Annotated in this window: 12 protein-coding genes; 10 read left to right on the plus strand and 2 right to left on the minus strand. The window is 70.2% G+C overall.

Annotation, left to right across the window (positions count from 1 at the left end):
- Nucleotides 1-571 precede the first annotated feature (571 nt).
- Nucleotides 572-1,480: a glycoside hydrolase family 26 protein gene (locus N5079_RS15345; RefSeq protein WP_261584434.1), complete on the plus strand. Its 909-nt coding sequence runs from the start codon at nt 572-574 to the stop codon at nt 1,478-1,480.
- A 43-nt stretch (nt 1,481-1,523) separates the two neighbouring features.
- Here the strand turns inward: N5079_RS15345 and cysC are convergent, their stop codons facing one another.
- Nucleotides 1,524-2,771: an adenylyl-sulfate kinase gene (gene cysC / locus N5079_RS15350; protein WP_261584523.1), complete on the minus strand. Its 1,248-nt coding sequence runs from the start codon at nt 2,769-2,771 to the stop codon at nt 1,524-1,526.
- Nucleotides 2,772-2,864: 93 nt separating this feature from the next.
- On the opposite strand from cysC, the gene N5079_RS15355 reads away from it, so the two are divergent.
- Together N5079_RS15355 and N5079_RS15360 are read left to right on the plus strand one after the other, a co-directional pair.
- Nucleotides 2,865-3,398, plus strand: a complete 534-nt coding sequence (locus tag N5079_RS15355; protein WP_261584436.1) for a SigE family RNA polymerase sigma factor — start codon at nt 2,865-2,867, stop codon at nt 3,396-3,398.
- Nucleotides 3,395-4,624, plus strand: a complete 1,230-nt coding sequence (locus N5079_RS15360; RefSeq protein WP_261584437.1) for a hypothetical protein — start codon at nt 3,395-3,397, stop codon at nt 4,622-4,624. The genes N5079_RS15355 and N5079_RS15360 overlap by 4 nt, the downstream gene beginning before the upstream one ends.
- A gap of 176 nt (nt 4,625-4,800) precedes the next feature.
- On the opposite strand, the gene N5079_RS15365 is transcribed toward N5079_RS15360, so the two are convergent.
- Nucleotides 4,801-5,529, minus strand: a complete 729-nt coding sequence (locus N5079_RS15365) for a class I SAM-dependent methyltransferase (protein WP_261584438.1) — start codon at nt 5,527-5,529, stop codon at nt 4,801-4,803.
- A 435-nt stretch (nt 5,530-5,964) separates the two neighbouring features.
- On the opposite strand from N5079_RS15365, the gene mfd reads away from it, so the two are divergent.
- The 7 genes from mfd (at nt 5,965) to N5079_RS15400 (ending at nt 14,760) form a co-directional block, all read left to right on the plus strand.
- Nucleotides 5,965-9,462, plus strand: a complete 3,498-nt coding sequence (mfd, locus tag N5079_RS15370; protein WP_261584439.1) for a transcription-repair coupling factor — start codon at nt 5,965-5,967, stop codon at nt 9,460-9,462.
- A gap of 60 nt (nt 9,463-9,522) precedes the next feature.
- Entirely contained in the window at nt 9,523-10,173 is a 651-nt protein-coding gene (locus tag N5079_RS15375; RefSeq protein WP_261584440.1) for a SurA N-terminal domain-containing protein, read from the plus strand.
- A gap of 256 nt (nt 10,174-10,429) precedes the next feature.
- On the plus strand, nt 10,430-11,404 hold the full coding sequence (locus N5079_RS15380; protein ID WP_261584441.1) for a MazG family protein: 975 nt from the start codon (nt 10,430-10,432) through the stop codon (nt 11,402-11,404).
- 82 nt (nt 11,405-11,486) lie between these two features.
- Complete coding sequence (gene eno, locus N5079_RS15385; RefSeq protein WP_261584442.1) at nt 11,487-12,767, plus strand: phosphopyruvate hydratase; 1,281 nt, start codon at nt 11,487-11,489, stop codon at nt 12,765-12,767.
- 40 nt (nt 12,768-12,807) lie between these two features.
- Complete coding sequence (locus N5079_RS15390; RefSeq protein ID WP_261584443.1) at nt 12,808-13,212, plus strand: septum formation initiator family protein; 405 nt, start codon at nt 12,808-12,810, stop codon at nt 13,210-13,212.
- 19 nt (nt 13,213-13,231) lie between these two features.
- Nucleotides 13,232-13,822 (plus strand): DUF501 domain-containing protein, encoded by a 591-nt coding sequence (locus tag N5079_RS15395; RefSeq protein ID WP_261584444.1) that lies wholly within the window; start codon nt 13,232-13,234, stop codon nt 13,820-13,822.
- Nucleotides 13,816-14,760 carry a Ppx/GppA phosphatase family protein gene (locus tag N5079_RS15400; RefSeq protein WP_315967843.1) on the plus strand — a complete coding sequence of 315 codons (945 nt, stop codon included), beginning with the start codon at nt 13,816-13,818 and terminating at the stop codon, nt 14,758-14,760. The genes N5079_RS15395 and N5079_RS15400 overlap by 7 nt, the downstream gene beginning before the upstream one ends.
- Nucleotides 14,761-14,762 lie beyond the last annotated feature (2 nt).

The raw sequence follows: 14,762 nt of genomic DNA on the forward strand, positions 1-14,762 counted from the left end.
GGCTGTCTCGCGGCCGTCCGACGCCGGCTTCCGCGCTCAGTCTCGAACTATAGGGCGGCCATGTCTTTCTCCCTGCCGACTATTCAAGATTTCCATCAAGGAATGGCCAGTCAATAAAGGTCTTTCAACGGAAATTTCGGGACAGATGAGATGGCGAGAATGGCTCGCCACCCCTCCTCTCTAGTGGGAAGGTGAATGCCGACCGATCGAGGCGGGGGCCCGGTCGATTAGGAGGAGGGGCACCGTGCGACGAACTGGGGGCGCCGGCCTGGCCGCGAAAAAGACCGTTCCTGACCGCTCGGCCGCAGAAACCGGCTCAGCTCCGGAAACCGGCTCTGCTCCGGAAACCGGCTTGGCCGTACAAGGCCGCTTGACCGGCCAAGACCGCTCGGCAGGTCAGGATGGCTCAGTTGTACGGCGTCGCCGGGATGGGCGGCGCGGACTGGCACTGCTGGCGGGCTTGGCCGTACTGGCGCCGGGATGCCTGGCGGGGTGCGACTCGGCGGCCGGCACGTCGAGAGGGCTGGCGACGCCCATCGGTCACGGCCGCAGGCCGCCGGGGGACTGCGCGGTGACGGAGAAGCTCATCCCGACGTGCGGGGTGTGGTGGGGGATCGCGCCCGATGTCTTCTCGGGCAGGCGGCCTTTACGGGCGGTCGAGATGGCCGAGCGGCGGATGGGCCGCCGGGCCGACATCGTGCACGTCTACCACCGGAACGGCGAGCTTTTCCCGACTCCCGAGGAGCGGGAGATCGCGAAGGGGCCCCGGCTGCTGCTCATCAACTGGAAGCCGGCGATGGACCACACCTGGGCCGAGGTCGCCCATGGCGCGATCGACCATCGCATCGACACGCTGGCCGACTACATCACCCGCACCTTCCCCGGCCGGTTCTTCCTGACCATCCACCACGAGCCGGAGAACGACGTACGGCAGGGCGCGGGAAACTCCGCCGCCGACTACGCGGCGATGTACCGGCACATCGTCACCCGCCTCCGCGCAAGGGGCGTGCGGAACGCGGTGACCGTGATGACCTACATGGGCGCGCCGAACTGGGCGGACAAGCCCTGGTTCGAGAAGCTCTATCCGGGCGACGACGTGGTCGACTGGGTGGGCCTCGATCCCTACGCCGACGACCGGGTGAGCGACTTCGCCGGGCTGGTCAACAAGACCCGTCCAGATCATCCACAGTGGCCGGGTTTCTATCGGTGGATGCAGTCCCGCTTCCCGGCCAAGCCCATCATGATCGCTGAGTGGGGGGCGTTCGAGCGGTCGGGCACGCCGCGGTTCAAGCGCGACTTCTACACCTCGGTCGGGCGGCAGATCGACGAATATCCGCAGATCAAGGCCCTGGTCTACTTCGACTCACCGCTGGCTCCCCGCGGGGACACCCGGTTCGACACGACACCTGGGGCGACGAGGGCGTTCATCCAGCTCGGCCGCGAACGCCGCTTCACCCGCACGCCCGTCCCCGCCCAATAGGACCAGTAGGCCCTATAAGGGCCTGACAGGCCGTACGGCGAGCTCAGCGGATCCAGCCTCCGGAGGTGAGCAGATTCAGCACGGTGTTCACCGAACGCTCGATGGTCATGCCGGTGGTGTCCACGACGAGCTCGGCGTCGTCGGGCTCCTCGTAAGGGTCGGAGATGCCGGTGAACTCCGGGATCAGGCCGGCGCGGGCCTTGGCGTAGAGGCCCTTCCGGTCGCGGCGCTCGCACTCCTCCAGCGGCGTGGCCACGTGCACGAGGACGAAGTCGGCGCCGACCGCCTCGACCATGGCGCGGACCTCGTCGCGCGTGGCCGCGTACGGCGCGATCGGCGCGCAGATGGCCAGGCCGCCGTGCCGGGCGACCTCGGCGGCGACGAAGCCGATGCGCCGGATGTTCAGGTCGCGGTCCTCCCGGGAGAACGTGAGCCCGGCTGACAGCAGCCGCCTGACCACGTCACCGTCCAGGTAGGTGACCGTGCGGCCGCCCCGCTCCAGCAGCGCGTCGCGCAGGCCCCTGGCGATGGTCGACTTGCCGGAGCCGGACAGCCCGGTGAAGAACACGACGAGCCCGCGCCGGTGCGGCGGCCCCGGAATGATCACGGGAGCGGGCCCCGCGTAGTGCTCGGTCGCGCCGTAGTTGCGCGCCACGTGCTCCCGCAGCTCCAGGTCGATCTCGACGTCCTCGCGCGGCGCGAGCGGCACGGCGACCACCGACGACCCGGGAAGCTGGGCCGACGCCTTGAGCGCGGCCCGCACCACCGCCGGCCCGCCCTCGCCGAACACCAGCGGCATCAGCAGGACGGTCGCCTCCAGCTCCTCGGCGGTCGCGGCCACGTCGTCGAGGGCGGCCGAGTCGAGCGGCCCCCGCATGGTCACGGCCAGGATCTCGCCGTCGGGCAGGTCCTTGCGGACCTCCTCCGGCGTACGGCGCAGCCTCGCGAACGGTCCGTAGACGGGCGCGTCGAGCGCCTCCACGGGCCCTCCGGCGTGGTGCCCGTCCCGCTCCTCCACGGTCAGTACGGCTATCGCCGCGCCTTCGGGGTCCTTGAGCGTCACCCGGTCGCCGGGCTGGATCTCGCCGGGAAGGGCGATGGTGATCGGGTCGGGCCACGGGGCGCCGCCGGCCAGCCGTCCCCGCTCCACGACCTCGGTCACGTCGGCCGAGCTCAGGAAGCCGGTCAGCGGCGCGTACGCCCCGGAGAGCAGCAGCTCCAGGTCGGCCAGCTCCCGCGCGTCGGGAGTCCACTCGTGCATCGTTCCTATTTCCGATCGACTCGGTCGGATATTTCTCCGCCCACGATTGTGCCCACCCGTCAGGCATAGTGCCGCCGGGGGTCGAGGCGTCTAAGAAGCTGACATTAACCCCTGGAGGTGATCGTGGACGCCGCAGATGAGCGACGTTTCCGCGAGTTCGTGTCGGCGCGCTCACCGGCCCTCATGAGGCTGGGCTTCCTGCTCACCGGAGGTGACCAGCACGCCGCCGAAGACCTGGTGCAGACGGCCCTGGTGAAGAGCCTCTCACGTTGGAGCCGCATCGACGATCCCGAGGCGTACATCCGGCAGGTCATGTACCGCCAGCAGATCAGCTGGTGGCGGCTCGCGTGGCGGCAGCGGGAGACCCCTGTGGCGGAGCCACCCGAGCCCCCGGATCGGACGGCGGCGGGCGACGGCACGCATCAGGCGGATCTGCGGCTGGTCCTGCGCCGGGCCCTCGCCCGCCTCACGCCACGCCAGCGGGCCGTGGTCGTGCTCCGTTATTTCGAGGATCTCCCCGAAGACGCCGTGGCGCGGATCCTCGGGTGCTCCGTCGGGACCGTGCGCAGCACGGCGCATCGGTCCCTCGCCCGGTTGCGGTCCACCGCGCCGGAGCTTGCCGATCTCCGCCTGTCCATCAGCGAGGTGACGTCATGACGCCCCGGCTTCTCAAGGAGATCATGGAGGAGTGGTCCCGGGAGGTGTCCGTGCCCGGAGATCTCGCCGACCGGGCGCTGCGGGGGCGTTCCCGGGGGCGCGTCGCCGGCATGGCGGGGATGGCAGGGCTGGCGGGCGCGGTCACGGCGGCCGTGGTTCTGATGATGGTCCTGGTGACGCCGAAACACACCGCGCCGGCGAAGCCGGTCACGGTGGGGTCCCGGCCCGAGGTGATCCGGCTCGCCCCGGCCCATGCGCCGCCCGCCAAGGTGACCAGAGGGGGGACCAGCGAGGGCAACGTGCGGAGCGACACCGAGAGCTCGCCGCCGCGCACTGCCATCGCGGCCGGCCGTGTCGCGGTCTCCGCGTACTGGACGGGAACGTGGCGTGACTCGGGCTCGGGCCGCCAGGTCCTCGACCGCACCTGGTATCTGCTCGACCCGGTCACCGGCGTGTACGGAGAGACGGAGTGGGGTTTTCTCGACGTCGCCCCGGGCCTGCGGTACGCGGCGGTGCTGGAGAAGGCTCTCCCCGTCCGGCGGATCGGCATCTTCGACATGGAGACCCGCCACGTGCTGGCCTGGATCGGCGTCGGCCACCCCGTCGGCGGGGTCAGCTGGTCACCGGACGGCACGAAGCTGGTCGCCACCGCCTATGACCGCCACCCGGACGAGGAAACCGTTCCGGCGCAGGAGATGATCGACGGCACCCGGACGGGTCTGTACGTCGTCGACGTGGCCACGGCCACCGCGGGCGAGTTCCACCCCATGGATCTCGGCCTGGCCGACAACATGAACCAGCGGCGCGACTTCGGCTGGAGCGACGACGGCTCCCTGCTGTACGAGTGGGACGTCTCCCCACGTCACAAGGTCTTCTACGACCTGGAGGGACGGCCGCACGCCGCCCCGGCCGGCTACGTGCCGACGGAGTCGAAGGCCGGCTTCTCTCCCGACGGCACGTTGCTCGCGGGACGGGACGGCCTGCCCACCAAGGTCACCGAACGCGCGACGGGGAGGGTCGTCGGCACGCAACAGGTGCTCCAGTTGCTGGCCTGGGCGGACGACGACCACCTCATCGGGCTGGGCTGCGCGGGAAGCTGTGCGAACGAGTTCGACAACGGGCTCGTGCTGGTCAGTGTGGACGGCAAGGACACCGTCCAGCTCTCGGTCAACCGCCGGAACGCGCTCGACGAATCGTCCTGGCAGTTTCTCCTCACGCTCAGATAGCCGCTCCTCCGCCGCTAGTGCCCCTCCCGTCAATCTTTGCCCCGTCGCGTCGCCCAGGGCAGCGCCTCGCCGCGTTGTCGTCGTCGCTCGTAGGCTCCGCTACGACCTCCTCCTCCGCCTTGCGATGCACCACCCTGGACACCGCTCCTTCCGGGCAAACCTTGCCGGTCAGGGCCCTAGATGAGGCGCGCGAAGTGGTTGTGGGGCTTGCGGATGACCATGGTCACCTCGTCCTCCATGGTCAGGCGGCCCCGGGACAGCAGGGCGATGGCGCGGCAGATCAGGTTGACGAGACCGGCCTGGGGTCCCCTCCGGGCCGGGCCGCTCGTGCCTGAGTGGTCCTCGGCGATCATGAGGCCTCTCATCAGGCAGTACGCCTGGATGCCCTCGCGGGAGGCCAGCGGCTCGTAGACCGCGGGAAGCGGCCCCACGGACCCGGCCGGGACCAGCGACTTCCACAGCGTCCGGCGCAGCCACGGAGGCGTGACCCGGTCGCAGAACCCGTAGGCCGACTTCCCGTCGCGGGTCTTGATGAGGAGCAGCCCGCCGGGTCGCAGGCCCGCGACGATGCGGTCGAGCACCAACTCGGCGTGTCTGATGCGCTCCAGCAGGAACGCCACGTAGATCACGTCGAACGATCGGGGCGGGATCGGCACCGAGCGCATGTCGTCGAGGTACCACGCGTCCAGGTCCTTGCGCGTAGTGGTGTAGGCCCGCAATGGCGGCAGATCCTCGTCGATTCCCGTGATCTTGGGGTCGCACCGGCCGACGTCAAGGACGCCCCCGCGGCCGCAGCCGGCGATCAGGATGTCGAGCCGCCGACCCAGCTGGTCGGTCCACTGCTCGCGGATCCGCTGGCTGAACACGTCATCCTCGTCCACGGACGACCACTGAACCTCAGACATAGCACAGAGAGTAGTCACCTTCACACGAGTAGTAGCGGATTTGCGCGCCGCCAAGATTTTCCGTCGCCGAGCGTGCCCCCGCACCGGTCCGCGCCGCCCACCACACCACAGGGGTGGCCATCCGTGTCTCATGTCCCGAGACAGGCGCAATCGATCATGGCGATAGTGAGGTCGAACGGCGTCTTTGGCAGCACTATCGTCATAGTCGATTAGCCGACCAGGGCCCGCACTCGCGAAATCCTCGAGCGGGCGTGGTTGTGTGTCGGATCGAGGCCTCTCCTTCGGCCGTTCGCGGCGCCACGGTCCAACGCCGCCCGCGTCGGCGGGATGGGGGACTCGCGGTCCGCGCATGGGCGGACGGGCGTAGCCTTGATACCCCCGGTCCGCTTCGGCTCGGGGCCATTCGCTTGCCGTCGTGGGGCTCTGAAGGCATCAATGTCTCTTTCCGGACTGCTCGACCTTGTCGCCGCCGAACCGAAGCTGGCCGTCGCGCTCGAAAGCGCCAAACAATCCGCCGATCCCGGTACCGACCTGCTCGCGCCCGCCGCGCTGCGGCCGTTCGCCGTGGCCGCGCTCTCCCGCGTCAGGCCCGTGCTGGCCGTGACGGCGACCGGGCGGGAGGCCGAGGACCTGGCGGCCGGCTTGACCAGCCTCGTCGACGAGACCTCGGTGGCGGTCTTCCCCGCATGGGAGACCCTTCCGCATGAACGGCTGTCGCCGCGGAGCGACACGGTCGGCCAGCGCCTCGCCGTACTCCGCCGGTTGGCGCACCCGGTGGCGGGCGACCCGAACGCGGGTCCGCTCCGCGTCGTCGTCGCGCCGATCCGGTCGCTGCTGCAGCCGATCGTGTCCGGTCTCGGCGATCTGGAGCCGGTACGGCTCCGCGCGGGCGACGACGCCGACCTGGACGAGGTCGTCGTCAGGCTCGTGGGCAACGGCTACCACCGGGTGGACATGGTCGAGAAGCGCGGTGAGGTCGCCGTGCGCGGCGGCCTGCTCGACGTGTTCCCGCCGACCGAGGAGCACCCGCTGCGGCTGGAGTTCTGGGGCGACACGGTCGAGGAGGTCCGCTGGTTCAGGGTGGCCGACCAGCGCTCGCTGGAGATCGCCCAGGACGGCCTGTTCGCCGCGCCGTGCCGGGAGCTGCTGCTCACCGACGACGTACGGCGGCGCGCCCGCGAGCTGGGGGAGGAGCACCCGGCGCTGAAGGACGTGCTCGACCAGCTGGCCGACGGCGTGCCGGTCGAGGGCATGGAGGCGTTCGCGCCGGTGCTGGCCGGGGCGATGGACCTGCTCCTCGACCACCTGCCGGTGCGGTCGGCGGTGTTCGTCTGCGATCCCGAGCGCATCCGGAGCCGGGCCGTCGAGCTGGTCCGCACGAGCCAGGAGTTCATGGAGGCGTCCTGGATCACCGCGGCGGCGGGCGGCGAAGCGCCGATCGACCTCCAGGCGGCCGCCTTCCGGACGCTGGAGGAGATCCGCGACCACGCCCGTGAGCTCGGCCAGCCGTGGTGGAGCATCGCCCCCTTCGGAGACGGCGCCGAGCTGGACGCCCAGGACGTCGAGGCGTACCGGGGCGACACCCAGCGGGCGCTGGCCGACATCAAGGGCTGGCTCGGCGCGGGCAAGGCGGTCGTGCTGCTGAGCGAGGGCCACGGCCCGGCCGAGCGCATGGTGGAGCTGCTCAAGGGCGTGGACGTGCCGGCCCGGCTGGTGCCGGCGCTCGACGGGCCGCCCGGCCGCGACGTCGTGGAGGTCACGACGGGCCGCCTCGACCACGGCTTCGTCACCCCCGACCTGGCCGTGCTGACCCATCTCGACCTAGTCGGGCAGAAGGCGTCGACCAAGGACATGCGGCGGCTGCCGTCCCGGCGCCGGAACATGGTCGATCCGCTCCAGCTCAAGATCGGCGACCACGTGGTGCACGAGCAGCACGGCGTCGGCCGCTACATCGAGATGGTCCAGCGCACGATCCAGGGGGCGACCCGCGAATACCTCGTCATCGAGTACGCCAAGGGCGACCGGCTCTACGTCCCGACCGACCAGCTCGACGAGGTCACCCGCTATGTCGGGGGAGAGGCGCCCACGCTCAACCGGATGGGCGGGGCCGATTGGGCCAAGGCGAAGACCAAGGCGAGGAAGGCCGTCAGGGAGATCGCGGGAGAGCTGATCCGGCTCTACTCGGCCCGGATGGCCTCGCCGGGCCACTCCTTCGCGCCCGACAGCCCGTGGCAGCGCGAGATGGAGGACGCCTTCCCCTACGCGGAGACGGGCGACCAGCTCGAAGCGATCGACGAGGTCAAGCGCGACATGGAGCGGCCGGTCCCGATGGACCGGCTGATCTGCGGCGACGTTGGTTACGGCAAGACGGAGATCGCAGTCCGCGCGGCGTTCAAGGCGGTGCAGGACGGCAAGCAGGTGGCCGTGCTCGTCCCCACGACCCTGCTCGTGCAGCAGCACCTGTCGACCTTCGGCGAGCGCTTCGCGAGCTTCCCGGTCACGGTGAAGCCGGTCTCCCGGTTCCAGACCGACGGCGAGGTCAAGGGGACCATCGAGGGGCTCAGGTCGGGCGCGGTCGACGTGGTGATCGGCACCCACCGGCTGCTCTCGCCCGAGGTGCGGTTCAAGGACCTGGGCCTCATCATCGTGGACGAGGAGCAGCGGTTCGGCGTCGAGCACAAGGAGGCCATGAAGCACCTCCGCACCCAGGTCGACGTGCTGGCCATGTCGGCCACGCCGATCCCGAGGACGCTGGAGATGGGCCTGACCGGCATCAGGGAGATGTCGACGATCCTCACCCCGCCCGAGGAGCGGCACCCGATCCTCACGTTCGTCGGGCCGTACGACGAGAAGCAGATCGCGGCGGCCATCCGGCGCGAGCTGATGCGCGACGGCCAGACCTTCTTCGTGCACAACCGCGTGCGGAGCATCGACCGGGTCGCCGCGCGGCTGCACGAGCTCGTGCCCGAGGCACGGATCGCGGTGGCCCACGGCCAGATGCAGGAGCACCAGCTCGAAAAGATCATGGTGGACTTCTGGGAGCGCAACTTCGACGTGCTCGTCTGCACCACGATCGTCGAGTCCGGTCTCGACGTGCCGAACGCCAACACGCTGATCGTCGACCGGGCGGACAACTACGGCCTGTCGCAGCTCCACCAGCTCCGCGGCCGGGTGGGCCGGGGGCGCGAGCGCGGCTACGCCTACTTCCTCTACCCGCCGGAGTCCCCGCTGACCGAGACCGCCCACGAGCGGCTCGCCACGATCGCCCAGCACACCGAGATGGGCGCGGGGATGTACGTCGCGATGAAGGACCTGGAGATCCGGGGCGCGGGCAACATCCTCGGGGCCGAGCAGTCGGGCTTCATCGCCGGCGTGGGCTTCGACCTGTACGTCCGGATGATGGCGGAAGCCGTACAGGAACAGAAGTCCAAGCTCTCCGGCCAGCCGCAGGTCGAGGAGCGGCCCGACGTGAAGGTCGAGCTGCCGATCAACGCGCACGTCCCGCACGACTACGTGACCTCCGAGCGGCTGCGTCTCGAGGCGTACAAGCGCATCGCCGCGATCGGCTCCGAGGACGACATCGCCGCGGTCCGCGACGAGCTGACCGACCGGTACGGCCGGCCGCCGCGGGAGGTGGACAACCTGCTGGAGGTCGCGCGGTTCCGCATCAGGGCGAGGAAGGCGGGGCTCACGGACGTGACCCTGCAGGGCCAGCAGATCAAGTTCGCGCCGGTTTCGCTGAAGGACTCGCAGCAGGTGCGGCTGCAGCGGCTGTATCCCAAGTCGATCGTCAAGCAGGCGACCGAGATCCTGCTGGTGCCCGTGCCGAAGACGAAGCCCATCGGCGGCCAGCCCCTCAGGGATCTCGACCTGCTCAAATGGTGCGAGGACCTGGTCGAGGCCATGTTCCTCGAGCCGATGCGAGTACAGTGACCCCCGGGTTTGTGAAAATCGGCACAATTGCCTGGCCGGTGTCGTCGGGAGGATCGAAACGTGAAGTCGTATCGTGTGCGCGTCGCGGCCGCCGTCGTGGCGGCGGGTGTGGCGCTGAGCGCGTGTAGCCCCATGCAGGCCGGTGCCGCGGCCATCGTGGGGAAGGACCGCATCACCTCCAGCGACCTGAACGCCGAGATCCAGGCGTACCGCAAGGACCTGGCCGCGAACAAGATCCCTGAGGACCAGCTCGGTCTCCACATGTCCGTGCCGCAGCTCGTCCTGCTCAACATGGCCAACGGCAGGCAGTTCGCCGAGTTCGGCCGGCAGAAGGGCATCACGGTCACGGAGACGGAGATCGAGCAGGGCAAGCGCGCGATCGTGGAAGGCCAGGGCGGCCAGGCGTCGATGGACCAGATCCTGCTGGCGAACGGCATCCCGCTGTCGGAGGGGAACAACGCCATCCGCGCGCTCGTCATCCGGCAGAAGCTCATGGTGCAGCTCGGGGCGGGTAACGACCAGCAGAGCCAGCAGGCCGCATCCCTTAAGGTGGCCCAGGAGGCCGACACGGCCGTGCCGGTCACCTACAGCCCGCGGTACGGCAAGTTCGACCCGCAGCAGGGGTTCGTCGCCGACGACCGGTTCGGCGCGGTGGCCCCCGCCGCTCCCGCCGCTCCCGCGGCCCCGCCCGCCGGCGCCCCTCCGGCGTGATCATGCACGAACTCCCGGCTGGCCAGACTGACCTGGGCATCCTTGATTCGTGATCATGCGCAGCTTCCCCATTGGCCGTGCTGAAGTGCGAAGACATCTCCGTGATCATGCATTTGCATGATCACGGAGTGCGTTGCCGCTGGCGGGAGCCCCGCGTGGGAATCCGTGCATGATCACGCGGTGGGTTTGCGCCGGTGGGAGTCCTGCGTGGGAATCTGTGCATGATCACCTCAAAGGTGGGCGTTAGGGTGGCGGTATGCCGCTCATCGTTGTGACCACGTCTCCGCGGGTGGCGCCGGGGGTGCTGACCAGGCACGCGTGGGCGGTGCTCGGCGCGGGGCCGGTGCTCACCGGCTCCGCCGACCACCCGTACCTGCCCTTCCTGGAGGAAGCCGGCATCCGCGTCGACGTGGTGACGCCCGACCCGCCGGCGCTCGCCCGCGAGAGCCGTACGGGAACGGTCGTCTGGCTGGCCGCGCAGGACGGCGACGAGGAATTCATGCGGTCCATCGGCCTTGCCGCGGTCGCCCTGGAGGATCCCCCGGTCATCGAGGTGGTCCCGGGAACCTACGACCTGCCGGGGGCGAAGCTGCTCGACCTCGTCCACGTCATGGACCGGCTCCGCCGTGAATGCCCCTGGGACCACAAGCAGACCCACGAGTCGCTCGTGCCCTACCTCGTCGAGGAGGCGTACGAGGTCCTGGAGACGATCGACCAGGGGGACTACGCCGCCCTCCAGGAGGAGCTCGGCGACCTGCTGCTCCAGGTGATGTTCCACTCCCGGGTCGCCCAGGAACGGCTCGCGCCGGGCCGGGAGGACGGGTTCGACATCGACGACGTGGCCTCGGGGATCGTCGACAAGCTCGTTCGCCGCCACCCCCACGTCTTCGCGGGCGTCACCGTGTCCGGCGCGGGCGAGGTCAGCGACAACTGGGAGACGATCAAGGCGGCCGAGCGGGCCGCCAAGGGCCAGGCGGAGTCCGTGCTCAACGGAGTGCCCATGGGACAGCCCGCGCTCTCCCTCGCCGCCCAACTCCTCCGCCGCGCCGGGCAGGCCGGCGCCCCGGGCGCGCTCTCCGACGACCTCCCCTCGGCGCTCGGCGCCCGGCTCTTCGATCTCGTACGGCAGGCCCAGGCGGAGGGGCTGGACCCGGAAGCCGAGCTTCGCGCGGCGGCCCGGGAGTACCGCCGCCGGGTCGAAGAGTGGGAAAGCACACGCGACACACCGTGAAGAGGCAGCCCTGAGCAGTACCGGGTAGTAGGGACCGATAGGCTCAGGAGGCAAAATGCCCGCGACTTTGCTAGGAGCGTTCGTGGCTGCCATCGAGGCCGTTACCGCCCGCGAGATCCTCGACTCCCGGGGCAACCCCACGGTCGAGGTCGAGGTACTGCTGGACGACTACAGCACCGGCCGCGCCGCCGTCCCGAGCGGCGCGTCCACCGGCCAGTTCGAGGCCGTGGAGTTGCGCGACGGGGACAAGAGGCGCTACCTCGGCAAGGGCGTCGAGAAGGCCGTCCTCGGGATCACCGATGAGATCGCCGACGAGATCATCGGCTTCGACGCCGAAGAGCAGCGCCTCATCGACCAGACGATGATCGACCTGGACGGCACGCCCAACAAGGCGCGGCTCGGCGCCAACGCGATCCTCGGCGTCTCGCTGGCCGTCGCGAAGGCCGCCGCCGACAGCTCCGACCTGCCGCTGTTCCGTTACGTCGGCGGTCCGAACGCGCACATCCTGCCCGTGCCGATGATGAACATCCTGAACGGCGGCGCGCACGCCGACACGAACGTGGACATCCAGGAGTTCATGATCGCGCCGATCGGCGCCGAGACGTTCTCCGAGGCTCTGCGCATGGGCGCCGAGACCTACCACACGCTGAAGGGCGTGCTGAAGGAGAAGGGCTACGCCACGGGCCTCGGCGACGAGGGCGGCTTCGCGCCGAACCTGCCGTCCAACCGCGACGCGCTCGACCTGATCCTCGTGGCCATCGAGAAGGCCGGCTACACGCCGGGCCAGGACATCGCGCTCGCGCTCGACGTCGCGGCCACCGAGTTCCACTCCGACGGCGTCTACACCCTCGACGGCAAGGGCCTGTCGGCCGCCGAGCTGATCTCCTTCTACGAGGACCTCGTCCGGTCCTACCCCCTGGTCTCCATCGAGGACCCGCTCGACGAGGAGGACTGGGAGGGCTGGAAGGCCATCACCGCCTCCCTCGGTGCCAAGGTTCAGCTCGTGGGCGACGACCTGTTCGTGACCAACCCCGAGCGGCTGGAGCGCGGCATCCGCGAGGGCGCCGCCAACGCGCTGCTCGTCAAGGTCAACCAGATCGGCAGCCTGTCGGAGACCCTCGACGCGGTCGACCTGGCGCACCGCAGCGGCTACCGCTGCATGATGAGCCACCGTTCCGGCGAGACCGAGGACACCACGATCGCCGACCTGGCCGTGGCCACCAACTGCGGGCAGATCAAGACCGGCGCCCCGGCCCGCTCCGACCGCGTGGCGAAGTACAACCAGCTCCTCCGCATCGAGGAACTGCTGGACGATGCCGCCCGTTACGCGGGTCGCGGGGCTTTCCCCCGTTTCCAGGGGTAGTCACCTGAGACGAGATCCAACCGGAAGGGGTGGGTTCGCCTTGGCCAAGCGACCGCAGCTCACCGGGCGGGCGGCGATCCTCGCGGTCGTCGTCTGCGCGATCGCGATGAGCCTCGCCTACCCCATCCGGGAGTACCTCGCCCAGCGGCGGCAGATCGCCCAGCTCGAACAGCAGCAGGCGCAGGCGCTCCGGCACCTCCGGGACCTGGAGGAGCGCGCCAGGCAACGCGACGACCCGGAGTTCATCAAGCGCGTGGCCAAGACGCGGCTCCACCTCTGCGAGCCCGGAGCCAAGTGCTACGTGGTGCAGAACGACGACGCCGGCAGGTCCACCGCGAAGGCGGGGGTCAAGCCGGCCGAGAAGCCCGCCTGGTATCTCACGCTGTGGCAGTCGGTCGAGGCCGCCGACAACGGGCGCGGGGCCGTACAGGCGGGCCAGAACTGAAGTGGCGAGGAGTTCGACAGTGGCGGAACGGGGGGCGGAAGGGGTGGCGGAACGGGTGGTGGAGCAGGCCGATCTGGCGGCGGTGGAGGCCCAGCTCGGGCGCCCGCCGCGCGGGGTGCGGGCCGTAGCGCACCGGTGCCCCTGCGGGCTGCCCGACGTCCTGGAGACCGCTCCCCGGCTGCCGGACGGCTCGCCGTTCCCGACGCTGTTCTACCTGACCTGCCCCAAGGCGGCCTCGGCCATCGGGACCCTGGAGTCGTCAGGCCTGATGAAGCGGATGCAGGCCAGGCTGGCCGACGATCCCGAGCTGGCCGCGGCCTATCGGGCGGCCCACGAGGACTATCGCGCCCGCAGAGACCGGGCGGCCGCGGAGGAGGGCATGGAACCGCTCCCTCCGGACATGCAGACCGCCGGGGGCATGCCCGACCGGGTCAAGTGTCTCCACGCGCTGGTCGCCCACGAGCTCGCGGTGCCGGGGGCCAACCCGTTCGGCCGGGAGGCCCTGGAGCTGCTTCCCGACTGGTGGGCCGACGGGCCCTGCGTCGCCCCCGCCCCGTCCACTGATTCGGCTCCTTACCTGGCTTCAGACGCCGCGAAGGAGTCATCATGAGGGTCGCGGCCATCGACTGCGGGACCAACTCAGTCAGGCTCCTCATCGCGGACATCTCAGACGACAGCGACGAGCTGACCGACGTCGAGCGCCGGATGGAGATCGTCCGATTGGGCCAGGACGTGGACCGGACCGGCCGCCTCGCCCCCGAGGCCCTGGAGCGCACGTTCACCGCGATGCGCGGCTACGCCAAGCTCATCACCGGACACGCCGGCCCCGATGGATCGATGCCGGTGCGGGTGGTCGCCACCTCCGCGACCAGGGACGCGGCCAACCGCGACGACTTCGTGGCCGGCGTGCGCGATATCTTCGGCGTCGGCCCCGAGGTGGTGACCGGCGACGAGGAGGCCCGGCTCTCCTTCACGGGCGCCACCAGGGGGCTGGCCCGGCGCGGACCGGCCGCCGACGACACTCCCTACCTGGTGGTCGACATCGGCGGGGGATCGACCGAGTTCGTCGTCGGCTCGACCTCGGTCGAGGGGGCGCTGTCGGTGGACATCGGCTGCGTGCGGCTGACCGAGCGCCACCTGACGGACGACCCGCCGGAGGCGACGGCCGTACAGGCGACGATCGCGGACATCGAGGCGGCCATGGACCGGGTCGAGGCGGCCGTCCCCGTGCGGGACGCGCGGACTCTGGTCGGCCTGGCGGGCTCGGTCACCACGGTCGCCGGCATCGCTCTCGGCCTTCCGGCCTACGACGCCGCGAAGATCCACCATTCCCGCATTCCGGCCGAGCGGGTGCACGAGGTCTCGGCGCGGCTCCTCGCCATGACGCACGACGAGCGGGCGGCCATCCCAGTCATGCACCCCGGCCGGGTCGACGTCATCGGCGCGGGCGCGCTGATCCTCGATCGCATCGTCCGCCGGTACGGCTTCGCCGAAGTGGTGGTCAGCGAGCACGACATCCTCGACGGAATCGCCTGGTCCCTCGTCTGATC

Origin of the sequence: Planotetraspora sp. A-T 1434 (genome assembly GCF_025420585.1) — a bacterium.
GTDB lineage: Bacteria > Actinomycetota > Actinomycetes > Streptosporangiales > Streptosporangiaceae > JAOEGB01.

Excerpts from the sequence above, each read along its gene's own strand:
- N5079_RS15360 (WP_261584437.1), top strand. The coding sequence starts at position 3,395 with ATGACGCCCCGGCTTCTCAAGGAGATCATGGAGGAGTGGTCCCGGGAG.
- N5079_RS15365 (WP_261584438.1), bottom strand. The coding sequence starts at position 5,529 with ATGTCTGAGGTTCAGTGGTCGTCCGTGGACGAGGATGACGTGTTCAGC.
- mfd (WP_261584439.1), top strand. The coding sequence starts at position 5,965 with ATGTCTCTTTCCGGACTGCTCGACCTTGTCGCCGCCGAACCGAAGCTG.
- N5079_RS15380 (WP_261584441.1), top strand. The coding sequence starts at position 10,430 with ATGCCGCTCATCGTTGTGACCACGTCTCCGCGGGTGGCGCCGGGGGTG.